Genomic DNA, 23,607 nt, shown 5'->3' with positions numbered 1-23,607 from the left:
GAACGCTGTTATCGTAGCCGGAGGAGGCACAAGATGACCAGCAACACCACGACACCGGATCGCCTGAGCGCGGTGGGCCGCAGGATCAGGGAGTTGCGCGAGGGGCAGGGGGTTTCCCTGACTGCGCTCGCCGCCCGGGCTGGCATCGGTAAAGGCACCCTGTCGGAGCTAGAGACCGGTCGACGCAACCCGACCCTTGAGACCCTTTACGCACTGGCGGCACCCCTGCGGGTGCCGCTGGCCGTGCTCTTGGGGGAGGAGCTCGGCGCGGAGGCCAGCGACGAGGCGGTCACCGCCCGGTTGCTGGGGGTCCGCCACCACGACGACGGCGGGATCACCGAGGTCTACTGGCTCGCCATTGCCCCAAACGGGTCCCGGGTGTCGCCCCCGCACGGTCAGGGCGTCTCCGAGCACCTGCTGGTGGTGCGGGGGAGCGCGACGGCGGGCCGCACCGGTGAGCCGGCAACGATTCCCACTGGCGGATTCCACAGCTGGGCCAGCGACGCCGAACACTCCTATGCCGCCGGTGCCGAGGGGGCGATCGCTGTCCTGACGATCACCTCCCCTCCTATCGAGGATCTGGGACCCTAGCGGGGCTGCAGCACTCCCGCGCTCGCAGTGCACAGGCCCACAAAGGCGCCCAGTTCTTCAAACTGCTCCGGGCGGGGAGGCAGGTGCTGGGTGAGCTCCGGGGACCTGACGACCACCGCCCGCCATTGCCCGCGGGAGACCGCGACGTTGATTCGGTTGCGGTTCAACAGGAAACCGACACCCCGTGGCGCGTCCGCGGCGGACGAGCAGGCCATCGACACGATCACCACGGGAGCTTCCTGACCCTGGAACCGGTCAACGGTTCCCACCCGCACCTCCTCGAGCCCGGCTGACTCCAGGGCAGCCTGAATCGTCTGGACCTGTGCGTTGTAGGCAGCCACCACCAGGATGTCGTGTGGCTCCAGTGGGCGGGGCAGCGCCTCCGGGCCGCCGGTCCACTGCAGCCCCAGGTGTCCCGTGACCTGGTTGACTACCTCGTCCGCTTCCTCGGGTGACGAAGTGGTGTTGCCGACGTGGCGGACCAGCACACATTCCACCCCCGCCGGTTTGTCTTCCAGGAAGCGCCGCGTCGCCGCCGGAGCCGCTTCGAGCTTCCCGTCGTAGGACAGCCGGGACACCACCGCGCACAGGTCTGGGTGCATCCGCCAACTGTCTGCCAGGAAGTACCCGAACTCCGGCGGGAGGGTGGCGTGTCCGGCCGATAGCCATCCCAGAGCCGAGGTGTCGACCGGTTCGGGGTGGCTGCCCTGGGTCACCTGTGGCAGTTGCTGGGGGTCGCCGAGCAGCAATAGCCGTTTGGCTGCACGGGACACGGCGAGCGTGTTCGCCAGCGAGTACTGGCCCGCCTCGTCGATGACCAGGAGGTCAAGTGAGCCTGCCGGCACTTTGCTTCCCGTCATGGTCCAGGCGGTGCCGCCCACCAGGGCGCCACCTGACGAATCGAGCAGTTCCGCCACACCCTCGTCGGTCTTGTGTCCCCAGGGAGCCTGGGTGTCGCTGGTCTTTTTGGCCGTCCGGCCCGCGGGGACGCCCGCCGTGAGCGCCTGCCGGATCATGTGCTCGACCACCTTGTGGGACTGCCCCACCACCCCCACCTTCCAGCCGTCCGCCACCAGGGCAGCGATCACATGGGAGCCGACGTAGGTTTTGCCGGTGCCAGGGGGGCCCTGCACCGCGAGGTAGGAGTGGTCCAGAGCCGCGACGGCGGCGGTGATAGCGGTGACGTAATCGCCGTCGACCACCTCGGGCAGGGACAGCCTCCCGGAGAGGGTGGGGGCGGACCGGCGCACCACCTCGAGGCCCGGATTGCGGGGGAGGCCCGGTAGCGCGGAGCCTACCTGGGTAGCCAGCTCGGACAGGGCAGCGCGGATGGAAGCGGTCGCAACCGGTTGGTCGGGGGTCAACGCAATGGGCAGCTCGCTGTACTCGGCACCCTTCGTTTTGAGCTTCTCGCGGACCACCAGCACATCGCGGTCCCCGTCGTGGCTGCGGGACACCACTTCGGTGCCGAACCAGCCGGCTCGCTGGGAGGTTTTGCCCTCCGCCTCGGGGACGAGGTCTTCCGGCAGCGGTGGGGTGAACATCCTGAACACCTTCTTGCCCGGGGCAAACTCAGAACCGTCCGAGGCCACTCCCGTCAGCTTCAGGGTGCGCACGGGGTTGCTGCGGGGGGTGGGGCGTTCCCACTCGGAGAGGACCTCCGCCTCCTGCACTACGAAGAGGGTGCGGGTGTCCGGCCAGTCCTCGATTGCCCTGTCCAGCCGGTCAAAGTGCTCCCACCAGAACTGCTTGTTCTCGCGGCGGTGGTAGCCGACGGCGGCAGCGACCATCGCGACGGCCTGTTCGTCGGCGGTCAGGGCGCGCGTCAGCGGGAGGTTCTCAAGGTAGTCCAGCAGCCGGGTTTCCTCGGGACTGGGTTCCTGCACCTCGGTTGGTGTCTGGGCGCGCGACGCTGCGGGTGTGATGCCCCGCTCCGCGGCACGGTCGAGCAGCCAGTTCCGGAGCCGGAGGGTCGAGAGGCAGTCATATTCGTTGTAGTCGCGAATCCCCGCGAGGATCTCGGCGGCCAGCGCGCTGTCCCCGGCATCCCGGGCGGTGCAGTAGTCCGCGTAAGCCACCACCGAGGCTCCAGCGTCCACGACGTCCCCGCTGCGCAGATTCTCCCCCATATAGAGGGGCTCCAGCTTCTTGATGCTGTAGGAATTCTCGGAGATGCGCAGGCTGTGCCGGACCGTCTCGTAGAGGTCCACCAGGACGCCGTCGCGGAGGAGTGCGTCCACTGCGTCCTCGCCCACCACGTGGGCGAGGGAAAGATTGCGCAGCGCCGTCTTCTCGTAGGACGCATAGTGGTAGATGTGCAGGTCCGGGTACTGGGCGCGCCGCCGGGCGACGTAGTCAAGGAAGTCGGTGAAGGCGTGCCGTTCTTCACCGCGGGAGTGGGCCCAGAGCGGCAGGAACGGGGGAGGGTCGCCGGGACGGTCGGGGTTCTCGACCACGCCGAACAGGTACTCAAGCCCCCACCGGCCGGCGTCGTCCTGCCAGAGCGGGTCACCCTCGAAGTCGAAAAAGATGTCGCCCTGGCTTGGCGCGGGAAGGGCAGCGAGGGTGTGGTCGGGCAGCACGCGGTAACTCAGCGTGGCGGGCTGGCCGTCCTTCCCCTTGTACTCGACGCTGCCATCGGGGTGTGCGGTGCCGGTCTGCATCCGGGCCTGGTCGCGGAGCCGGAGCAGGCTCCTGTCAGTGGCAGGGACTTCCAGGGCGGCAAGCTCATCAATGGTGTGGACACCCTCGGCGTGGAGCTTCGCCCGGCGGGTGGTACTCATCCCTCCCACCAGTAGCAGGTCACGGGTGTCGGCGACCCTGACCTGGCAATAGGCGCAGCGGCCGCAGGCCGTGTGGTCCGCGCTGCCCCACTGCACCGGCTCGGGCTGGTGGCGGTGACGGTCGATCAGGCGCAGGAACCGGTCCCGGCGCTCGCGGAACACCGGCAGGATGTCGGCGAGGCTGTGGATGCTGTGTTTCCCGTTGCCGAGCACCAGGGTGACTTCGGACGCCGTCGGGATGCCTGCGGCCAGCAACTGATCGCCGTACGCGGCCAGTTGGAGCAGCGCGCTGACCTTGGCGTGGCGGGCCAGCTTGGTATCCCAGACCGCGTAGGAGCCGTCGGGGGTTTTCACCAGGAAGTCGGACCTGCCGTGGAACTGGCCGTCGAAGAACGCGGCCTGGAAGACGACGTCGGCTCCGGATCGGAGTGCGGCGATCGATTCCCGGTGCTTGTCCGCCAGCAGGGTGCGGTCCATGCCGGCGGCGGGGACAACTTCATACACGCCGGTCCCGGTGTCGGGGTTCCAGTCGCCGTGCTCGGCGACCAGTGACTCGAGTACCCGGTGCTCATGAACGTCGCCGAGGGCCGCGGTCCGCTCCAGCATGGCGTCCGCCTCGAACTCTGGGCGGGTGGCGCGGCCCAGCTTCTCGTCCAGGACGTAGAGCAGCCGGTACTCGCACTCGGCGGCGGTCACCAGATCGGTGGCAGAAAAGACCAGGTCCGGCGGGTCACCGGGGCGGGTGGGGTCAAGAAGAAACACTGTGCCTCCCAGCGGCTGCAACCTTGGAGCTGTTCACGGTATCGGGACGGTTTCAGCTAACCATCCGCCACTGACAGTGTGACATTTCCAACGCCCACCCAGTACGGGCGGGTGGAACCGGCTGCGGTAATTTGGAAGGACCACCACCTTTCTGGAGTGATACGCATGAGCCCCCGCATCCTGTTCCGCACCGTCGCCGTCGCCGAGGCACTGACCTGGGCGTTCCTGCTCCTGGCCATGTTCCTCAAGTACGTCACGGAGACCACCGAGGCGCTCATTTCCCCGGCCGGCGGGATCCATGGGTTCGTCTTCCTGGTGTTCGTAGTGGTCACCATCTTTGTCTGGGTGAATCAGCGCTGGTCCTTCAAGATTGGGCTGCTGGGTCTGGTCTCGGCAATCGTTCCGCTGGCCTCGGTGGTCTTTGACCAGACGATGGAACGCCGCGGGAAGCTCGACGGCGGATGGCGGCTCGCTCCGGGCGCCGACACCCCGCGTGGCCCAATCGAGCAGTTGCAGGCCTGGGTACTGCGCAAGCCCTTCCTCGCTGCCGCTGTGACGGTGGTTGCTGTCGCAGTGGTTTTCGCCGCGTTGCTGGTAATCGGCCCGCCGGTTCCCAGCAGCTAGTAGGTTGGTGGTCTAGCAGCACAGCCTGCTGCACCGTCGATGGAAGGACCGGTCCATGTCACAGACTTACCCAGGGCAGTCGCCCTACTATGGGCCCACCCACACCATGCACTCGCAGCAATCGATGCAGGGCCAGAAGCACGCCCAGATGTCGCTCGTGTTTGGGATTGTCGGACTGTTCTTTATGGGAATCATCTTCGGACCCCTGGCCATCATTCAGGCCAACAAGGCCGAGAAGTTCAATACCGCCTCGACCATCGGCAAGGTTCTCGGCTGGGTGGCGACCATCTGGGCGATCCTGCTCACCCTGGGGTTCTTCCTCATCATCGGGCTGCTGATTCCATTTGGGATGACGCAAAGCTAACCGTCACGGCGCTTCACGGCGCCAGCAATCAATCACTGAACCACCACTGACAGGCCCCCATGCCCAGCACATCCCAGACCCCCGACGACGAGCGCTACTTTCTCCACGAGGGCCGGAAATGGCGCCGCGCCGATCCGAGCCTGCCCGAGGACGTCGCCAAGCAACTGCTCTCCCAGCTGGGCCGTGCCCGCTCAGCGGTCAACAAGCACCGCAAGGCCAAGCAGGAGCCAAAGGTCAAGGACGCACGCCGCCGCGTGCAGATCGCCAAGGAAGGGCTCGGCGAACGCGGGACGCCGTGGTGGGAACAGTCACCGGCTGAGCGGCAGCAGCGTTGGGAGAAGGCCATCAAGACCCTCGACGAACTCCGGACGCCCGACGACGGTCCGCAGCAGCAGGACAAGCCCTAACCGATCCAGCCCCGCCGGATCCAGCCCCGCCCGGATCCAGCCCAGCTGGATTCAGCCCCGCCGGATCTAGCCCCGGCCGGTCCCGGTCTTCGCTGGGGCGTTGTGCCCGGCGCAGATCCACCGGACGCCCCCGCCCGCGATCCTGGCACGCAGCGACTCCTCGGTTCGCCGTGCCTGCGCCTTGTCGCTGATGGGCAGGCGGTAGAACTGGCGGAGCTCGCCGGCTTTAGAGACCCTCACCGCATCGCCCGAAAAGAGTACCTCACCGAACTGGAACGCCAGGTGTCCGGGGGTGTGCCCCGGCGTCGGGAAAGTGGTGAGCCCTTCGAAGATGCCCTGCTCGCCGGTCACTTCCCTGACCTGCGCTGGATATTCGGTGGGCAAGACCCTGGTAAGGAACCGCCGGAAACGGGTGGGCGGTGGCACCTCGCCACGCAGGATGGCGGCATCGGCAGCCCCGAGCCACACCGGCACCCCGAGCGTCTGCTGCAGTTGCTTCACCACGCGGGAGTGGTCGGCGTCGTAATGGGTCAGCAGGATGTGGGTGACCGGGCCAATCACCGGTTCAGCGTCCCGCAATTCCTCCAGCAATCCGTTGTACCCGCCGCGCATGCCGGGGTCGATCACAGCGGTGGACCCGTTGCCGCTGACCACGTAGCCGTTGGAGCCTCGGGAACGTTCCAGTTGATAACAGTTCTCAGCGATCAGTCGCACGGTGAGCCCTCGTTCTTTCCTCAAGTACCTCAAGGATATGGCGGTAAGGTTCCCCGGTGGCTCGGGTCATCCCGAGTTCACAGGTGCGGTTGCACGAGGCGTGGGCTGCCGCACCGAAGCTGACAACTTCGGCGGCCTGCCGCTCCGTGGCGGAGGCCGTGAGCTCGGGATGCAGCATGCCCCGGTCACCGGCGAACGCACAGCACCCCCAGCTTTCGGGCACCAGCACCTCCGCCGCGACGACGCCGGCCACCGCCTCCAGTGCCGGGTTCAGTCCCAGCCGGGTGGACGAACACGTGGGGTGCAGGGCTATCGTGTCGAGCGGCTCGACGTCGCCGAGCAACGGCAGCACCCGATCAGCGACAAACTGCACGGCGTCGATCACCACCAGCTCATCAGAGGTCTGGGCCAGAGCCCCGAGCAGCCCCTCGGTGCAGGAGGAGGCGTCACAGACAATAGGGAGTTCCCCGTTGCGGGTGGCCTCCCGCAACGCCGCCACTGTCTGCGCCCGCATGGCCGCCTCCCCGTCGGCCATCCCCTTCGAGGACCACGGCGTGCCGCAGCACAGTCCGTCAATGCCGGTCGGCACCAGCAACGACAGCCCCGCGCGGTCGCAGAGTTTCTCAAGACTCTCCTGCACGCCTGGACCGCCCCCTGCAGGGCCAAACATCGTCCCGACGCACGCGGGAAAGTACACGGCCACGGGAGTCCCGGTCGGGGCCGGCCGTGCCCTCGCCGAGCCGCCAGCTGGCAGCTCGGCGGAATACAGGGGCACCGTGTCCTGCCCCAGCACCTTCCGGGCCAACCGGTTCGCGGGGACGACGACGCCGGCCGGCACCTTCGCAGCGACGTCGAGCACCCGTCCGGCACCCTGGGTGACCAGCTTCCACCGATGGGCGGCGCCTTCCCAGGCAAGATTTTCTGCGCGTCCGGCCTCGTCGCGGCGCAGCCGTTTCACCAGGGAACCGGTGTTGATCTCGACCGGGCAGGCGGTCTGGCACATGCCGTCAACGGCGCAGGTCTCTACCGACTCGTAGCTGTAGTCCTTTTCCAGCCGCGCTGCCCGCGCGGAATCGCCGTCGAGCCGGGCCTGTTCGATGGCGCGCAGGGTGTTGATCCGCTGGCGCGGGGTGAGCGTGAGGTCCTTGCTGGGGCAGACGGGTTCGCAGAACCCGCAGGAGACGCAGCGGTCCACCTCGGGGGCCACCAGCGGCGTGGTCTTGATGTGACGGAGGTGGGCCTGCGGGTCGTCGTCGAGGATGATGCCAGGGTTGAGCATGCCAGCCGGATCGAACAACTGTTTGAGCTCCCGCATGATCGAATACAGTTCGTCGCCGTACTGGCGGCGGACGTACGGCGACATCATCCTGCCGGTGCCATGCTCGGCCTTCAGCGACCCGTTCTCGCCCAGCACCAGGTCCACCATGTCCTCGGTGAACGCCGCATACCGCTCCAGCTCGGTGGGGGCAGCGAACTGATCGGTCAGCATGAAGTGGATGTTCCCGTCCTTGGCGTGACCGAAGATCACGCTGTTGCTGTACCGGTGGGTGGCGAAGAGGCGGGTCAGCTGCGTGCAGGTGCGGCCCAGCGCCGGGACGGGCACCACCACATCCTCCAGCAGGGCGGTGGTCCCCGGCGGCCTGGCCCCGGACACCGACGCATACAAGCCCTTGCGGAGCCGCCACAGGCTGGCACGGGTCGCGGCGTCAGTGCTGAAGTGTGCCGGCCCGGTCGTCCCCAGCCCACCGACCAGCCGGGCGCGGTCCCCGGCCAGTTCCGCCAGTTCCTCAGCGGAGCCTGCCGAGTACTCCACCAACAGTGCGGCCTGGGAATGGACGTCGAGGGCTCGGACGACGTCGGGAGTCCCCGTCAAGCCCTGTCCCACCTTCAGGGAAACGGCGTCCATCAGCTCGGCCGTCGCCGCGCCGGAGGCCACCAGGCCGGGCAGGGCATCGGCAGCGGATGCCAGATCGGGGAATACCAGGAGGCCGGTCGCGGCGAACGCGGGGCGGTCGATGGTGCGGAACACCGCTTCGGCGATGAAGCCCAAAGTCCCCTCACTACCGACGATCAGGTGGGCGAGCATGCCGGCGGGGGTGTCGAAGTCCAGCAGCGAGTTCAGGCCGTACCCCATGGTGTTCTTCATCGAGAACTGGTGTTGCACCGTCCGCACCGATGCGGGGTTCTCCCGCAGGCGCCGGGACAGGCGTAGAAGCCCGGCATGGAGATCGGGTTCAAGGGCCCGCAGCCTGGCATCGGCGTCGCGGGCCCCGGTGTCGACCACGGTGCCGCTGGGTAGCACCACGGTCACCGAGTCAAGCGTCCGGTACGCGTTGTCAGTGGTGCCGCAGTTCATTCCCGAGGAATTGTTCGCCACCACCCCGCCGATGGTGCAGGCCGCCTCGCTGGCCGGGTCGGGCCCGAATTTTCTCCCGTACCGGGCCAACCGCGCATTCAGGGCCCGCACGGTGACCCCGGGTTGGACCCGGACCCGGGCACCGTCGTCGAGCACTTCGATGTCCCTGAAGTTCCGGCGCACGTCAACGAGGACGCTGTCCGTGACCGCCTGCCCGCTGAGACTGGTTCCGCCAGCGCGGAGGGTCAGCGGAATACCTTGCGCGGCGCTCGCCTGCAGCAGCCGGCCCACTTCCGCGGCGGTGGACGGGACCACCACCGCCTGCGGGATCAGCAGGAAATGGGAGGCGTCGTGTGCGTTCGCATGCAGGTCGATGGGGCGGGTTTTGACCTGTTCCGGGTCGGCGACCGCCGATCGCAGCGCGTCGATCATGTTCGTCGCCGCCCGGCAGTCAGTGCTTCGCCTGGTACTGCACAGGTTCGGGCAGCCCCGCCCGGCTGCGGATCCCTGCGGACAGCCGTTCGATGGATTTCAGGGCGCTCGTCAAGTCATCAACCTCCACGGGGAAGGGCATGTTGTGGATGGTTTCGCCGGGCACGGTGGCGGCCTCGGCTACCCGGCGCAGGTCCTCGTCGTCGTCGACCGACAGGCCCACCTCGGTGAGCGTGTTCGGCAACCCCACCCGGGTGGTGAATTCGACGAAGTCCCGGATGTCGGCCGTGGGAGCACCTTCCAGGACCAGCTGGGTGAGTGAGCCGATGTTGACCTTCTGTCCGTGCGCCAGGCCGTGGGTCTGTGCGGCGGCGGTCAGGCCGTTGTGGATGGCGTGGGCAGCGGCCAGCCCGCCGGACTCAAATCCGAGGCCGGACAGTAGTGTGTTGGCTTCCACCACCTTCTCCAGGGCGGGGGTGACCACGTTGTCCCGGACGGCGTCGAGCGCTGGGAGGGCGTTCTCCCACAGCACATCCCACGACAGCTTGGCGAGGGCGGTCCCCGTCAGGGTGGGCAGGCCGCCAGCCATGGTGGTGGCATTGGACTGGTGGGTGGCCCGGGCCTCAAGCCAGGTCGCCAGTGCGTCGCCCACGCCTGCGGCCAGGAACGACGCCGGCGCGTTGGCCACCAGCTGGGTATCCACCAGCACCAGATCGGGGTTGCGCGGGAAGAAGCGGTACTCCTCGAACACGCCGTCGTCGGTGTAGATCACCGACAGGGCGGAGGTCGGCGCGTCAGTCGACGCCACCGTCGGAACGGTGACCCAGCGGATCCCCGATGCGAACCCCGACGCTTTGACCGCGTCGATGGTGCTGCCGCCGCCCACCGCAACGATCACATCCGCCTGGTGCTCGGTGATGAGACCGATCAACCGATTGACCTCGTTGGCGCTGGGCACGCCGCCGAACCCCACCCGGGTGGTGGGCAAGCTGGCAGCGGTGAGGGAAGCTTCGACGTCGTGCGCCACGAAACCCCAGACCAGGTCATCGGAGACGATCAGCGGTTTGCTGCCGAGCGGGCTCAGGAATTCGCCTACCCGGTGGATGGCGCCCTTCCCTTGCACATACCGGGCCGGGCTGATCATGGTGCGCACGTTTTGTGGATGACTCATCTCAATCTCCTTTGATAGAGGGCTGTTCCACCCCCAGCGTAGGGGTGCCGAAGTTCGATGGCGCCGGGCATTCTCACCGGGCGAGAACCGAAGTTGGACGCCGCCGCAATTAACGGCAGACTGCTGGAATACCTCATTCGTTTTCGACCCAAGGCAGGCGCGCAGTGATCTTCATCGTCGTCAAATTCAACGTCAAACCAGACTGGACGGACCGCTGGCTGGACCTCACCCGGGAATTCACCGAAGCTACCCGCAACGAGCCCGGGAACCTGTGGTTCGACTGGTCGCGGAGCGTGGAGAACCCCAACGAGTTTGTCCTCGTCGAGGCGTTCCAGGACGATGCCGCGGGCGATCACGTGAACAGCTCGCACTTCCAGCAGGCCATGAAGGACATGCCGCAGGCGCTGGTGGAAACCCCACAGATCATCAGCGAGAAGATTTCCGCCGACGGGTGGGGCCGCATGGGAGAGCTCACCGTCGAATAAGTGGCGTTAGCTTGACCAACCGGCGAAGATAGGTGCATGGGACGCAACGACGCGCTTACCGGAATGGGTTCGGTGCAGAAGGCCTTCGCGCTGCTCGACGTCGTCGCCGCCGACGAGCGGGGCCTGTCAGCCAAAGAGATAGCGGCGGCTCTTGAGATGCCGCTGCCCAGCGTGTACCGGCTGCTGAAAACCCTTGTCGAATCGCGGCATCTGGTCCACCTGAAGGACCAGAGCCGGTACGCGCTCGGCTACAAGCTACATGCCCTGGATGCGTCGCTGCACCGCCAGGTGGGGACCCCGTCGGCCGTTGCCCGGCTGGTGCTGGAACTACATTCCCGGGGCGACGCCGCCGCCTACTATGCGGTGCATCGGGGTGACCACGTTGTGGTGGCCCACGTGGTGGATTCCCCCACCCGGCGGCGGATCACCCCGATGGGCTTTGGGTTCAATGACGCGGCGCATGCCACCGCGTTCGGGAAAATCCTGTTGGCCGGGATGGACTCCACTCAGCGGCGGGCGTTCCTGGCCCGGCACGGGCTGCCCTCGATGACTTGCAACACCATCAGGACCGTCGAGGAACTGGAACGCGAACTCCACCAGGTCAGTGAAGGCGGGATCGCCTTCGAACGCGAGGAGTTCATGCTCGGATCGTCCTGCCTTGGGGCGCCGGTGCGAAACGCCGCCGGGCAGATTGTCGGGTCGGTCGCTGTCTCGATGGACGCCGCGGACTTCGACCAGCGGTCGGCCTGGATTGCGACGCTGCTGCGGGACACTGCTGACAAGGTGGGCAGGGCGCTCCGGGCCACGACGGCGCTACCGCAGCGATCCTGACAGGCGGTAATGATGCGCCGGCCGTGACAAACCGGTAACCATTCCTCGATACGATCGTGTAATGGAGAATCAGTCTCAGTTGTGGGGCGTCATCACCGAGGTGCTGACATGGGTGGGGCTAGTGCCCGGGATTCTGCTGATCCTCATTGCCTGGATTGTCAGGACGTCACAGCTCGGCTGGATCGCCACCCACGCAGTTGTTTTCGTCAACGGCGAAGGCATCGGCTATCGCTGGCACGACCAGAACTACGAGATCCGGGAAACCCTGTTCTCCTTCCGGGAGGGCAAGGATCTGGTGCCCGGGACCGAGTTCACCCTCTACTTCAACCGCCGCGATCCGAGCCTGTACTCGCTCACCGAACCGGTGCCACCGGCCCATTCGCTGAGGATCCTGGGCTGGGTCCTCACTGGAATAGGCGCGGTGGCAGCGGTGGCCGGGGTGGTGCTTCTTTTCGTCTGACCACGTGCCTTGCGACTTACAGGGCCGACGTCGAGAGCTGCTCCGCGATGTACTCCGCCTGCCGGATCGCCAGGGCCACGATGGTGAGCGTCGGATTGGCGGCGGCTCCGGTGGTGAACTGGGAACCGTCCGACACGAAGAGGTTCTTCACGTCGTGCGTCTGCCCCCACTGATTGACGACGCCGTCTTCCGGGCGTTCGCTCATCCGTGCCGTGCCCATGTTGTGCGTTGCCGGGTACGGCGGAGTGTGGTGCGAGGACAGCGCTCCGACCGCCTCGTAGAGCAGCGACGCCTGCTGGTAGCCGTGGTTGCGCATGGCGGTGTCGTTGGGGTGATCGTCGAAGTGGACGTTCGGGACGGGCAGCCCCAGCCGGTCCTTCACGCTGGTGTTCAACGTGATCCTGTTCGTTTCCTGAGGCATGTCCTCGCCGACGATCCACAGACCCGCCGTGTTCTCGTAATCATCGAGCAGGGAGGCGAAGTTCGGACCCCAGGCGCCCGGGTCGGCGAAGCTGGCCAGGAACGCCGGCCCCAACGCGATGGTCTCCAGGTAGTACCCGCCCGAGAAGCCGCGGTCGATGTCGTGCCGTGACTCGTCGGCGACCAGACCGGCCATCGTCTCCCCGCGGTACATGTGGACCGGTTTGTCGAACTTGGCGTACACCGACCCGGTGGTGTGGCGCATGTAGTTCCGGCCCAGCTGCCCGGAGGAGTTGGCCAGCCCGTCGGGGAACAGGGGAGACCCGGAGAGCAGCAAAAGCCGCGGCGTCTCGATCGCGTTCCCGGCCACCGCCACCACGCGGGCCTTCTGCTGCTGGAGGTTCCCGGCGTCGTCAATGTACATGACGCTGTCCACGGTGCCCTGGGGTGTATGGGTGATCTGCACGGCGTGGCAGTTCGGGCGCAGATCCAGTTTCCCGGTGCGCAGCGCCTTGGGGATCTCGGAGACCAGGGTGGACCACTTGGACTTGTTCTTGTCGCCCTGGAAGTTGAACCCATCCTGGATGGACGCGGGCCGGCCGTCGTAGGGTTCGGCATTGGTGCCGTACGGGCCGGTGGCGTAGTGCCGGTACCCGAGGCGTTCGGCGCCCGCGGCGAGCACCTTGTAGTTGTTGTTGGCCGGGAGCGGTGGTCTGCCGTGGCGGTGCGTGCTCCCGATTTTCTGTTCGGCCCGGTCGTAGTACGGTGCCAGATCGTCCAGGGTGATGGGCCAGTCCAGCAGGTTCGCGCCGTCGATCCGACCGTAGGTGCGGCGGGTGGCGAACTCATGGGCCTTGAACCGCGGGGTGGCGCCGGACCAGTGGGTGGTGGTGCCGCCCACTGCTTTGACAATCCAGGCCGGCAGGTTGGGGAAGTCGCGCGCGATCCGCCAGGTACCCGACGTCGTCCGCGGGTCCAGCCAGGCCATCTGATTGAACGACTCCCACTCGTTGTTGATGTAGTCCTCGTTCTTGATGTGGCCGCCAGCTTCGAGGACCACCACCTTCACGCCCTTTTCCGTGAGCTCATGGGCGAGCGTGCCGCCGCCTGCGCCGGATCCGATGATGACGACCACCGAGTCGTCGTCCAGGCCGAAATGTGCCGATGTCTCGTCGCTCATATGGATTGTGCTCCTCCAACTTTGTCCTGGCCCTTGAAGAGGTCGTCGACCGGTTCTTCGCCGGTGCTTTCTGCCGAGTCCTGCACCCGCTGGGGTGCCTGCTGTGCGATGTGGTAACCGAGCGGGCCGATCTCCACGAGCGGCTCGTCGGACTCCTCGATCCGTGGATTGGGGAGCCAGTCAAGGTCGTCGAACCCGCGGTGCAGGTAGCCGCCCTTGGAGAAGGATTCCCCCTCGTAACCGAACACGTCCCACACTTCGGGGTCGTCATAGAAGTTCAGGACGGTGGTGCGCCGGATGAAGCCGAAGAACTCCAGGTCGGCGATGCGCTGCAGTGCCGCGAGGGCCCGGTCATCAGGCAGGTCGAGGAAGTTTTCTCCGCCCTGTCGGTTCAGGGCCAACAAGCCCTGGGTGAGCGCCACCCGGAACCAGGTGGACTCGTTGGATTCGGTGATGATCTTGTCGGCCATCCGCTCGTAGGGGCCGTCCGGAATCTTCGGGTGTGGGAAGGCGACCCTGATAATCCGGACCAGGATCTGCCGCGCCTCCTCCGTGAGCTGCAGCTCGTTGAGTGTCGAATATTTTGCGGGATACGCCATCGTTATCTCCCTTAGGTGTGGTTGGGGACGAGAATGCCACGGCCGACCAGTTTGCCGCTGTTCAGGTCGTGCATGGCCTGGACCGCATCTTCGAGGTCGTACGTCTGGGTGTGCAGGGTGACCTTGCCCTGCGCGGTGAGGGTCATCAGTTCCACGAGATCGAGGTAGGTGCCCACGAGGTTTCCCACGATGTTGATTTCCCGGGAGATGATCTCGATGGTGTCCAGATGTACCGCTCCGCCGTAGCCGATCGTGTAGTAACTGCCACGGTTCCGCAGCGCGTTGACTCCGAGTGCCTCGGTGCCGTGCTCACCGACGAAGTCGAAGACCACGTGCGCACCGCCCTCGGTGATCTCGAGGAGTTTTCCGCCGTCGCCGGGTTGGGACACCGTGTGATCGGCCCCCAGGGTGCGGGCCAGGTCGAGGGCTTCCTCGGAGGTGTCGACGACGGTGATCTGGGCAGCGGTGAGCGCCTTGAGGGACTGGATACCGATGTGTCCGAGCCCTCCGCTCCCGATGACGACGGCGTGGGTTCCCGGGTGCAGCAGCGGCGCGGCCTTGCGGACCGCGTGGTAGGCGGTCAGGCCGGCGTCGGCCAACGCTGCAATGTCAGCAGGTTTGAGTGACGGGTCGAGTTTAACTACCGAGCGGGCGTTGGTCTTCATCACCTCGGCCATCCCGCCGTCGACGTTCAGGCCCGGGAAGGTGGAGTTTTCGCAGTGGGAGTCCTGTCCCTCACGGCAGGCCAGGCAGAGGCCGCACGTGACGATCGGGTGCATGATCACGGTGTCGCCGGGCTGGACGTTGGTGACGGCCGACCCCACTTCGCGGACCCAGCCCGCGTTCTCGTGACCGAGAATGTAGGGGAGTTTGGGGTGCTGGATGGCGTCCCACTGGCCCTCGATGACGTGCAGGTCGGTGCGGCACAGTCCTGCGGCGCCGATGTCGACGATGACGTCCCACGGACCGGTGGCCGTGGGTTCGGGCACATCGTCAATCAGTGGGTCTTCCTGGTAGCGGTGTACCCTGACGGCTCTCATGATCCTCCTCAGCAACGAATGGCCGGGGGGACGTCCAGGGCATCAGGGCCCTCCCAGCGATGAACGAGATGTTGCAAGTGTGCCGCCGGTCACACCGGCTGGGAAGGGAGGTTCTCGCGGGGTGAGAAACCAGTGACCCTTCTGCAGAAAAGTGGCTGGTCTGGAGGGGAGTGGTCAGTTAGCCACTAGTCTGCGCCATGAGCACTTTCTGCGGGGACAGGCCGGTGGGGTGGGGTGGAGGCGCTAGCTGATCTCCCCGAACCGGCGTGCGCTCATCCTGCGCGAGGCCTCCACAAGCATTGCGGTCATGGCCTGCTCGGCGGCCGTCGGCTGGCTGTCCGCCATCCTGGCGAGCAGGATCCGACGCTGGGGGACCTCGCCAGAAAGCGGGATCACCCGGACGTCGTCACGGAGCACCGTGAGCGCCAGACGGGGCACCAGAGCAATCCCGACGCCGACCGCCACCATTGCCTGTGCCTCCTGGTAGTCGTTCGCCTCATAGGCAACATTCGGCTGGAACCCGATGTGGTTCGACGCCCGGATCAACACCTCAATCATGGGGTGCTCGTCAGCGCGGACCACCCACTGTTCATCGAGCAGTTCCGCCATGGTGACCGACTCGCGGGACGCCATCGGGTGGGTGACCGAGACCACCAGATCGGTGGGGTCATCCATCAGGTGGCGGAAGGTCATTTCCGACGACTCGAGACGTGACCAGTGGTAGTCCCACAGGAGGCTCATCGAGATATCCCGGTTGATCAGCATCTTCTGGAGGGAGGCCAGGCGCACGCTGCGCACCGACAGCTCAACGCCGGGGTGTTCGCGCCGGAACCGACTGATGGCCAGCGGGACAAGCGATGACCCGGCGGTGGGAAAGGTCCCCATCCGCAGCGCGCCAGCTCGTAGGCCGGCGATGTCATCGAGTGAGTGCTGCAGGGATTTGAGCCTGCCATGGATCTGCTCCGCGTGACTCACAACCGTCTGGCCGGCATCCGTCAACGCGATACCACGGCTATGACGCTGAAGAAGGGGCTGGCCCGCCTCCAACTCCAACTTCCGGATCTGCTGGGAGATCGCGGAGATGGAATACCCGAGGGCTTCGGCAGCGAGCGTCATAGTTCCAAGACGCGACACATCCGCGAGCAGAAGGATTCGTTCAGTGCTGGACGTTTTGATCATGTATTGAAGAATATCTTAAGTAAAGGTGTAGAAGTTGGGGATTGCTTCACTATTGTTGCCGGTTCACACTAAGTGGAGCTCACGTGATGTGGCGCACATATTCTGCAAAGGGGCATTCATGCGAATTCCAGCGGTAGTAATGCGGGGAGGGACCAGTAAAGGGCTGTTCTTCCACGAACGGGATCTGCCAACCGACCCGGGAACCCGGGATCGCTTCATCCTCGCCGCATTCGGCAGCCCTGACCCCTACCGGCGCCAGATCGACGGACTCGGCGGTGCGGTCTCGACCACCAGCAAGGTGGCGATCATCGGGGACGGAGCAGCCCACGGGGTGGACGTCACCTACGAGTTCGGCCAGGTCGGGATCGACCAGCCACTGATCGACCGTCGCGGAAACTGTGGCAACATCTCCTCGGCGGTCGGCCCGTTCGCCGTCGATGAAGGACTGGTCACTCCCACTGACCCCGTGACGATCGTCCGGTTCCTTAATCTCAACACCGACAAGGTCATCGTTGCCCACGTTCCCACCCTGAACGGGCGGTTCAACCCGCTCGGAGACTTCGAGCTCCCCGGGGTGCCGGGAACCGGCTCGCAGCTGCAACTCGATTACATGGATCCAGGCGGCGCCGTCACGGGGAAGCTCCTCCCGACCGGCAACTTGGTTGACGAGCTCAAGGTACCGGGAGTCGGCACCTTGCAGGTGTCAATGGTCGACGCCGCCAACCCCCTAGTGTTCGTCAGGTGGGAAGACCTCGGCCTGTCCGGACTCGAATTGCCCTCAGAGATCGACGCCGATAGTGCGCTGCTAGCCCGTCTCGAATCGGTCAGGGCCCACGCGTCAGTGCTGGCCGGGATCTCCGACACCATCGAAAACGCCACACTAACCGCACCTTCGGTTCCCAAGCTCTCTATCATTGGAGCGCCGCGGACCTACACGGCAACCAACGGAACGGTAATGGACGGCGTCGAAACCAGCGCCCGTGCCGCAATGATGTCGATGGGCCGCACTCATAACTCGTACCCCTTGACCGGCGCCATCGCGACTACAGTCGCGGCGAACCTTCCCGGAACGATCGTCCACCAGGCGGCGGACCGGAGCAGGGACCAGTTCATCATTGGACATCCAGCCGGCGTTCTCACGATGACTGCCGACATAGTTGCTGAGGGAAGCGGATGGAAGGTCAACAGCGTGTCAGGCTTCCGCACCTCACGCCGGTTGATGGAGGGGTTCGTGCTTGTCCCGGATCAAAGGCTCGAATCCGTCCCTGCCTGAGATCAGATTTAGAACCATCGTAAGCATTCACAAGGAGGCAATGAAGCCATGAAAACAACCAAACGTACAACAGTCGCAGTTCTGGCCACGACAGCAGTTCTGGCCCTGGGGGCCTGCTCGGCACCCCAGCAGGGCGGCGGTGGAGGCGGCGGTCAGAGCGGCGAAGCAGCCGAGATCCCGTCCAATGTCCGGCTTGTGGTCCCCTACGCGTCCGGTGGCGGTACCGACACCTGGGCTCGGTTCATGGCCCCCTACGTGGAGAAGCATGTTGAGGGTGAGCCAAGCGTCCTGGTAGAAAACACCCCCGGTGGTGAGTCGATCACTGGATCCAACCAGTTCGTCCAGAGCGGCGGCACCAACGGCGAAGACCTTCTGGTGACCTCCGGAACCACCTACTTCCAGGCGCTCCTGGGCCAGCCGGAGGTCGAGTTCGACTTCGCGACCATGCGGCCACTGATCCTCAACGGCACTGGTGGAGTGGTCTATGTATCCTCTGAAACCGGGATCGAGAACGTCTCGGATCTGGCTGACTACAGCGACACCCTCGTTTACGGCGGCATCAGCGCCACTGGCCTCGACCTCTCACTGCTCCAGGCCATGGACGTCCTCGACATCGACATCGATGCGACCTTCGGCTTCGAGGGCCGCGGCCCGGCGAGGCTGGCGCTCGAGCGCGGCGAGATCAACCTCGACTACCAGACCACCTCCGCCTACAAGACACAGGTGGAACCAATGGTTGAAGCTGGGACGGCCGTTCCGCTGTTTTCCTTCGGTGTTCTTGAAGACGGCGAAATTGTGCGCGATCCCGCGCTCCCCGATCTTCCCACTCTTGAGGAAGTCGTTGAGGAGGTCACCGGCGAAGCACCCAGCGGGGAAGCTTACGAGGCCTACAGGGCATTCCTGATCCCGGGTTACGTCTACCAGAAGGGCATCTGGGCGAACGAGGGAACCCCCGATGAAATCGTTGACGCCTTCCGCGCCGCAGCGACGGCCATCGCTGAAGACGAAGAGTTCCTCGCCAGTAGCGAGGACATCCTGGGCGGTTACCCATTGGTCTCCGGCGAAGAAGCCGAGGATGACCTAGCCGAAGCCTTCCAGATCGAAGAGGAAGTGCGCCAATACACCCTCGACATGCTCGAGACCCAGTACGACGTCGTCGTCGAGACCGAGTAGCACCCCACAGCATCCGGTGCCGTGCTGACCAGGCCCGGCGGCACGGCACCGGGTATCACCGCTTCTACCTAAAAAGGACTACAGCCAATGTGGGATGCTGCCATAACCGCACTGGGATCCTTCCTTGATCCTTCCACCCTGCTCTTTCTCATGCTCGGGGTTCTCGCCGGCCTCATCGTCGGCGTTATCCCCGGACTCGGTGGCACAGCTGCCGTCGCCATTCTTCTGCCCTTCATCTTCGTCCTCGAACCAACCCAGGCGATGGCGCTGCTCATCGGTTCCGTGGCAGTAGTCCACAGTTCCGACACCATCTCGTCGGTGCTGATCGGTATCCCCGGTTCCGCGTCAGCCTCAGTGCTGCTCCTCGACGGTCACGAGATGGCCAAACAGGGCAAGGCGGCCCGAGCACTCTCTATCGCCTTCCTCTCCTCCATGCTGGGAGGCGTCATCGGGGCAATCGGCCTCACCATCGCCATCCCACTCGCCCGGCCGCTCGTGCTGGCCTTCGGATCACCCGAAATCTTCATGCTCACTGTGCTCGGCATCTCCCTGACAGCCCTGCTGTCCAAGGGAAACCTGCTCAAGGGCGTGCTCGCTGGTGTGTTCGGCGTATTGCTGGGTCAGGTTGGCGCGGCCCCCACCTCACCCGACTACCGCTTCACCTTTGACTCCCTGTTCCTTACCGAGGGGCTGGACCTCGTAGCCGTGGCACTGGGCATCTTTGGCATCGCAGAAATCATCGCCCTCGTTGCACGCCGTACGGCCATTTCCAACGTCGCCTCCCTGGGAAGCGGCTGGGGCGAGGGCATCCGGGATGTCCTGCAGAACTGGACCCATGTGCTTCGTGGCGGACTGATCGGCATCTGGGCAGGAGTTCTCCCGGGTGTCGGTGCTACCGCCGGAACCTGGATGGCCTATGGCCAGGCGCAGGCAACGGCCAAGGGCAAGGATAAGAAGAAGTTCGGCAAGGGCGACCCCCGCGGCATCATCGCCCCCGAAAGTGCCAACAACGCTGTCGAAGCCGGCGATCTGATCCCCACCCTGCTCTTCGGCATCCCTGGCGGCGCACCTGCCGCACTGCTGCTCGGTGCACTGCTGATCTACGGCATCGAACCTGGCCCACGAATGATCACCAACAACCTCGATGTCATCTACGTGATCATCTGGTCCTTCGCGATCGCCAGCGTTGTCGGCTCCATTCTCTGCTTCCTGATGGCCAAGCCGCTCTCGAAGCTCGCCTTCATTCGTTTCCCGCTGCTGGCCGCCGGCCTCATCCCTATCCTCTTCATGAGCGGCTTCCAGGAAGTCCGCCAGCTCGAGATCTTCCCGATCATGCTCGCCCTTGGCCTCCTCGGCTGGCTGATGAAGATCTACAGCATCCCCCGTGCACCGTTCCTCATCGGCTTCGTCCTCAGCATTCCGCTGGAACGGTATTACTACCTCACCGCCAACCTGTACGAGTTCTCCGAGTGGGCCATGCGGCCCGGGGTCCTCGTGATGGCTGCAATCCTCGCCGCTCCGCTGGTCTGGGCGCTCTACCGGAAGATCCGGCCGGGGAAGGCTGCCGCGGACGGCGCTCCTGTCGACGAGGATGCGCTGAACGATGCACCGGTTTCGAACGTGTGGCGGCTCGCGCTCTCCATCGGGTTCCTCATCGTGTTCGTGTCCGCCTACTTCATGGCGCAATCCTTCTCCGACGCTGCACGGCTCCTCCCCAACATCGTCACCATCCTCGGCGCAGCATTGTCGGTGGGTGCAATCATCCTGGACCTCCAACGGATGAAGCGGGAAGGGCCACCCAGTGCCGAAGACAAGGCAGCGTGGCGCGCGCAGCTCCGCATTGCGGCCCTGTCGACAGCGTGGCTCGTCGCCTTCGTAGCGCTCACCTACGTGTTTGGACTGGTGGTCTGCGCCGCCATCTTCGCCCCCATCTTTCTCTGGCGGGTGGCCAACGCCCGCTGGCGGACGATCGTCCTCTACCCGATTGTCATCGTCGCCGTGCTGTTGGTCATGCGCGAATTCCTCGGCGTCGTTCTGCCCATCGGCTACATCTATCTAGGAGTCTGACTCATGGTTACCTCACCCAACGCTCAAGCGATCATCCACGACGAGTACGACGTCGTCGTCGCCGGTGCAGGAAACGCCGGCCTGGTGGCCGCGCTCGCGGCCCACGATGCGGGTGCCCGCGTGCTGGTGTTGGAAGCGGCACCCGAGGCTGAGCGCGGCGGAAACAGTCGGTTCAGTGGGGGCATCTTCAGATGCGCCCACGACGGGCTGGAGTCATTGCTCGGCCTGATCACCGAGGAGTCGGCGGCGTGGGCCGACCGGGTGACTGTCGAACCGTACCCGGTGGAGCAGTACAACGCCGAGTACAACAAGTCGAGCAACAGCCGCAACGATCCGCTGCTCACCAAACGGGTAATCGACGAGTCGTTCGAGACCGTGGAGTGGATGGCCGACCATGGGGTGAAGTGGGAACTGACCGTCGGCAAGCTCATCGACCCGGACAAGATCGGTAAGAACGAACAGTATGCGCTGCCTCCCGGTGGGGCGCTGCGAGCCGCCCACGAGGGCGTTGGGCTGATCGAAGACCTGTTTGCCGCCGTCGAGAAGGCCGGTATCGACATCTGGTATTCCTCCCCGGTCTCCGAACTGGTGATGGACGGGAATCGGTGCACCGGGGTGGTGGTGCAAACCACTGAAGGCGACCTGATCGTCGAGGCCGTGACGGTCCTCGCCGCTGGCGGCTTCGAAGCCAACCCGGAAATGCGTCAGCGGTGGCTCGGCCCGGGCTGGGACCTGGTCAAGGTCAGGGGCACCCGGTTCAACCAGGGCACCGTCCTGAACGCGGCGATGACCGCCGGCGCACAGCCGGAGGGACACTGGGGCGGCTGTCACGCCGTGCCGCTCGACGCCGACGCGCCGGTGGTCGGCGACCTGCGCCTGACCGACAAGATGAGCCGTTACAGCTACCCGTATGCGCTGCTCCTGAACTCGGACTGCGAACGGTTTGTCGACGAAGGCGAGAACGAGGTGTGGCTGACGTACGCCAAAACCGGTGCAGCCATCCGCGGCCAGCAGGGCGCCTGGGCGTTCCAGCTGTTCGACGCGAAATCCTCCCACCTGTTGGAGCCGCGCTACTCGACGGGCACCCCTATCGTCGCCGACGACCTCGCCACCCTCGCCGAGAAGGTGGGCGTGAACGCCGAAGCGCTCGCCGCCACCGTGGAGGCCTACAACAGCGCCTGCCACGACGGCGATTTTGACCCGTTCACCAAGGACGGACTGAGCGCCGCCCCCGCCGGGCAACCCGTGAAGTCGAACTGGGCGCAGCGCATCGACAGCCCGCCGTTCGTGGTGTACCCGGTGACCTGCGGGATCACCTTTACCTATGGCGGGCTCAAGGTCGATGACACGGCCCGGGTGATTGATACGGCCAACCGGGTGATGGGCGGACTGCACGCCACCGGTGAGCTCACCGGTGGATTCTTCTATCACAACTACCCTGCGGGTGCTGGGCTGATGCGCGGTGCCGTCTTTGGCCGCCTGGCCGGTGCGGGTGCCGCAGCGGAGGCCCTCGCCACCGCGGCAACGGTGCCGGTGTCATGAGTCTGTCCGTTCTGATCCTCGACGACCGGGAGGGACTGGTGGCCCGGTCACCGGGTCTGCAGCGGATGCAGTCAATGGCCAAGGTGCGGGTGCTCGCCGAATCGCTCGACACCCTGTCCGACGACGAACTTGCCGGTGTGCAGGTCATCATGGCCCTGCGGGAACGGACCCGCCTGGACGCGGCCACGCTGACCCGTTTTCCGGCACTGGAGCTCATCCTGCAGACCGGTGGGCACGCCTACCACCTCGATGCCGCCCACGCCGCCGGACGCGGCATCCCGGTCACGCTGGGCCGCCGCGCGTTCGGGCCGAAGGCGGCGGTCCCGGAACTCACGTTCGCCCTGGCGGTGGCAGCCCTACGCTGCATTCCCGCCGCACATCAGTCAATGCGCGACGGCGAATGGCAGCCGTTCATGGGACGCACCCTCCAGGGAAGGACCCTCGGTCTGCTCGGCTTCGGCCGCCACGGCGTCAACGTGGCCCGTATTGCCGAAGCCTATGGGATGAACGTGGTGGCCTGGCAGCGGGATACCGCCGCAACTCCGACCGACGGAGTACCCCGGTTGCCGCTGGACGAATTGCTGGCACAGTCCGACGTCGTCAGCATCCACCTGAAACTCAGCGACTCATCCCGCGGTCTGCTCGATGCGGGCAAGCTGGCGCTGATGAAAGAGGGGTCGGTGCTCATTAATACGGCCCGCGGCGCCATCGTCGACGAACCAGCCCTGATCGAGGCGCTGCGAACCGGGCCGCTCTCGGCGGCAGGGCTCGACGTGTTCACCGAGGAGCCCTTGCCAGCCAATTCGGAGCTGCGCGGACTGCCCAATGTGGTCCTCACCCCGCACATCGGCTGGACCGTTGAGGAGGTGCTGACGGAGTTTGCCGACATAGCGGCGGATCAGCTGGGCCAGTATCTTGAGGGCACTCTCGACCGTAGGGAGCTGCTGGACGCCGACGTCGTCCTCGCCTCCGGCGCCCAGGGGGGCCTGACACCTCCAGGTGGGTCCTAAAACGCCGCCGGGCAGAACCCCACGGGGGCGCCGGTGGAGTTGGGGCGGTGCCCGGCATACGGCGCTGCTGCTGCTCGGCGGATCCACGGGTGCCACCGTCCTGACGCTGCTGCACATCCCGGCAGGCGCCCTGATCGGTGCCGT

General features: G+C 65.7%; 20 protein-coding genes. 12 read left to right on the top strand and 8 right to left on the bottom strand.

Features of this window, described 5'->3' with window-relative positions:
- The first annotated feature begins 33 nt into the window (after positions 1-33).
- Positions 34-591 (top strand): helix-turn-helix transcriptional regulator, encoded by a 558-nt coding sequence (locus HMI57_RS09280; RefSeq protein WP_171585663.1) that lies wholly within the window; start codon positions 34-36, stop codon positions 589-591.
- On the opposite strand, the gene HMI57_RS09275 is transcribed toward HMI57_RS09280, so the two are convergent.
- Positions 588-4,136, bottom strand: a complete 3,549-nt coding sequence (locus tag HMI57_RS09275) for a TM0106 family RecB-like putative nuclease (protein ID WP_171585662.1) — start codon at positions 4,134-4,136, stop codon at positions 588-590. The two genes, HMI57_RS09280 and HMI57_RS09275, sit on opposite strands and share 4 nt — an antisense overlap.
- Before the next feature lie 165 nt (positions 4,137-4,301).
- Between HMI57_RS09275 and HMI57_RS09270 the strand changes: the two genes are divergently transcribed.
- From HMI57_RS09270 to HMI57_RS09260, 3 genes are read left to right on the top strand one after another with little or no spacing between them, the layout of a single operon-like run.
- Positions 4,302-4,760: a DUF3817 domain-containing protein gene (locus HMI57_RS09270; RefSeq protein ID WP_171585661.1), complete on the top strand. Its 459-nt coding sequence runs from the start codon at positions 4,302-4,304 to the stop codon at positions 4,758-4,760.
- A 55-nt stretch (positions 4,761-4,815) separates the two neighbouring features.
- Positions 4,816-5,124 carry a hypothetical protein gene (locus HMI57_RS09265; protein ID WP_171585660.1) on the top strand — a complete coding sequence of 103 codons (309 nt, stop codon included), beginning with the start codon at positions 4,816-4,818 and terminating at the stop codon, positions 5,122-5,124.
- 59 nt (positions 5,125-5,183) lie between these two features.
- Positions 5,184-5,531 carry a 2-polyprenylphenol hydroxylase gene (locus tag HMI57_RS09260; protein WP_171585659.1) on the top strand — a complete coding sequence of 116 codons (348 nt, stop codon included), beginning with the start codon at positions 5,184-5,186 and terminating at the stop codon, positions 5,529-5,531.
- A 66-nt stretch (positions 5,532-5,597) separates the two neighbouring features.
- Here HMI57_RS09260 and HMI57_RS09255 read toward each other — a convergent pair whose 3' ends face one another.
- From HMI57_RS09255 to HMI57_RS09245, 3 genes are read right to left on the bottom strand one after another with little or no spacing between them, the layout of a single operon-like run.
- Positions 5,598-6,245, bottom strand: coding sequence for an MBL fold metallo-hydrolase (locus tag HMI57_RS09255; protein ID WP_171585658.1), 648 nt, complete (start codon positions 6,243-6,245; stop codon positions 5,598-5,600).
- Positions 6,229-9,033 carry an FAD-binding and (Fe-S)-binding domain-containing protein gene (locus HMI57_RS09250; RefSeq protein ID WP_171585657.1) on the bottom strand — a complete coding sequence of 935 codons (2,805 nt, stop codon included), beginning with the start codon at positions 9,031-9,033 and terminating at the stop codon, positions 6,229-6,231. The genes HMI57_RS09255 and HMI57_RS09250 overlap by 17 nt, the downstream gene beginning before the upstream one ends.
- A 19-nt stretch (positions 9,034-9,052) precedes the next feature.
- Complete coding sequence (locus tag HMI57_RS09245; RefSeq protein WP_171585656.1) at positions 9,053-10,204, bottom strand: glycerol dehydrogenase; 1,152 nt, start codon at positions 10,202-10,204, stop codon at positions 9,053-9,055.
- A 164-nt stretch (positions 10,205-10,368) separates the two neighbouring features.
- Between HMI57_RS09245 and HMI57_RS09240 the strand changes: the two genes are divergently transcribed.
- The 3 genes from HMI57_RS09240 (at position 10,369) to HMI57_RS09230 (ending at position 11,980) form a co-directional block, all read left to right on the top strand.
- A complete protein-coding gene (locus tag HMI57_RS09240) occupies positions 10,369-10,689 on the top strand; it encodes an antibiotic biosynthesis monooxygenase (protein WP_171585655.1) in 321 nt (106 codons plus the stop codon).
- Between the two features lie 36 nt (positions 10,690-10,725).
- Positions 10,726-11,520, top strand: coding sequence for an IclR family transcriptional regulator (locus tag HMI57_RS09235; RefSeq protein WP_171585654.1), 795 nt, complete (start codon positions 10,726-10,728; stop codon positions 11,518-11,520).
- A gap of 61 nt (positions 11,521-11,581) precedes the next feature.
- Positions 11,582-11,980, top strand: a complete 399-nt coding sequence (locus tag HMI57_RS09230) for a hypothetical protein (RefSeq protein ID WP_171585653.1) — start codon at positions 11,582-11,584, stop codon at positions 11,978-11,980.
- Positions 11,981-11,996: 16 nt separating this feature from the next.
- On the opposite strand, the gene HMI57_RS09225 is transcribed toward HMI57_RS09230, so the two are convergent.
- The 4 genes from HMI57_RS09225 to HMI57_RS09210 all read right to left on the bottom strand — a co-directional run bounded on the left by HMI57_RS09225 (position 11,997) and on the right by HMI57_RS09210 (position 16,398).
- Positions 11,997-13,580 carry a GMC family oxidoreductase gene (locus tag HMI57_RS09225; protein ID WP_171585652.1) on the bottom strand — a complete coding sequence of 528 codons (1,584 nt, stop codon included), beginning with the start codon at positions 13,578-13,580 and terminating at the stop codon, positions 11,997-11,999.
- The gene (locus HMI57_RS09220; protein WP_171585651.1) at positions 13,577-14,179 is read right to left on the bottom strand and encodes a hypothetical protein; all 603 of its coding nucleotides are present in this window, start codon (positions 14,177-14,179) and stop codon (positions 13,577-13,579) included. Before HMI57_RS09220 ends, HMI57_RS09225 begins: the two co-directional genes overlap by 4 nt.
- 11 nt (positions 14,180-14,190) lie before the next feature.
- Complete coding sequence (locus HMI57_RS09215) at positions 14,191-15,219, bottom strand: NAD(P)-dependent alcohol dehydrogenase (protein ID WP_171585650.1); 1,029 nt, start codon at positions 15,217-15,219, stop codon at positions 14,191-14,193.
- Between the two features lie 243 nt (positions 15,220-15,462).
- On the bottom strand, positions 15,463-16,398 hold the full coding sequence (locus HMI57_RS09210; protein ID WP_171585649.1) for a LysR family transcriptional regulator: 936 nt from the start codon (positions 16,396-16,398) through the stop codon (positions 15,463-15,465).
- Between the two features lie 118 nt (positions 16,399-16,516).
- Here HMI57_RS09210 and HMI57_RS09205 point away from each other — a divergent pair, with 118 nt between their 5' ends.
- The 5 genes from HMI57_RS09205 (at position 16,517) to HMI57_RS09185 (ending at position 23,463) form a co-directional block, all read left to right on the top strand.
- A complete protein-coding gene (locus HMI57_RS09205; protein WP_171585648.1) occupies positions 16,517-17,671 on the top strand; it encodes a PrpF domain-containing protein in 1,155 nt (384 codons plus the stop codon).
- Between the two features lie 48 nt (positions 17,672-17,719).
- Entirely contained in the window at positions 17,720-18,844 is a 1,125-nt protein-coding gene (locus HMI57_RS09200) for a hypothetical protein (protein WP_171585647.1), read from the top strand.
- 87 nt (positions 18,845-18,931) lie between these two features.
- Entirely contained in the window at positions 18,932-20,911 is a 1,980-nt protein-coding gene (locus HMI57_RS09195) for a tripartite tricarboxylate transporter permease (protein ID WP_171585646.1), read from the top strand.
- Positions 20,912-20,914: 3 nt separating this feature from the next.
- A complete protein-coding gene (gene tcuA / locus HMI57_RS09190) occupies positions 20,915-22,453 on the top strand; it encodes an FAD-dependent tricarballylate dehydrogenase TcuA (RefSeq protein WP_171585645.1) in 1,539 nt (512 codons plus the stop codon).
- Entirely contained in the window at positions 22,450-23,463 is a 1,014-nt protein-coding gene (locus HMI57_RS09185; RefSeq protein ID WP_171585644.1) for an NAD(P)-dependent oxidoreductase, read from the top strand. Before tcuA ends, HMI57_RS09185 begins: the two co-directional genes overlap by 4 nt.
- Positions 23,464-23,607 lie beyond the last annotated feature (144 nt).

The organism is Arthrobacter sp. 260, assembly GCF_013116745.1.
GTDB lineage: Bacteria > Actinomycetota > Actinomycetes > Actinomycetales > Micrococcaceae > Arthrobacter_D.
Note: the sequence above shows the minus strand (reverse complement) of the source record. Positions and strands in the feature narration are given on the sequence as shown.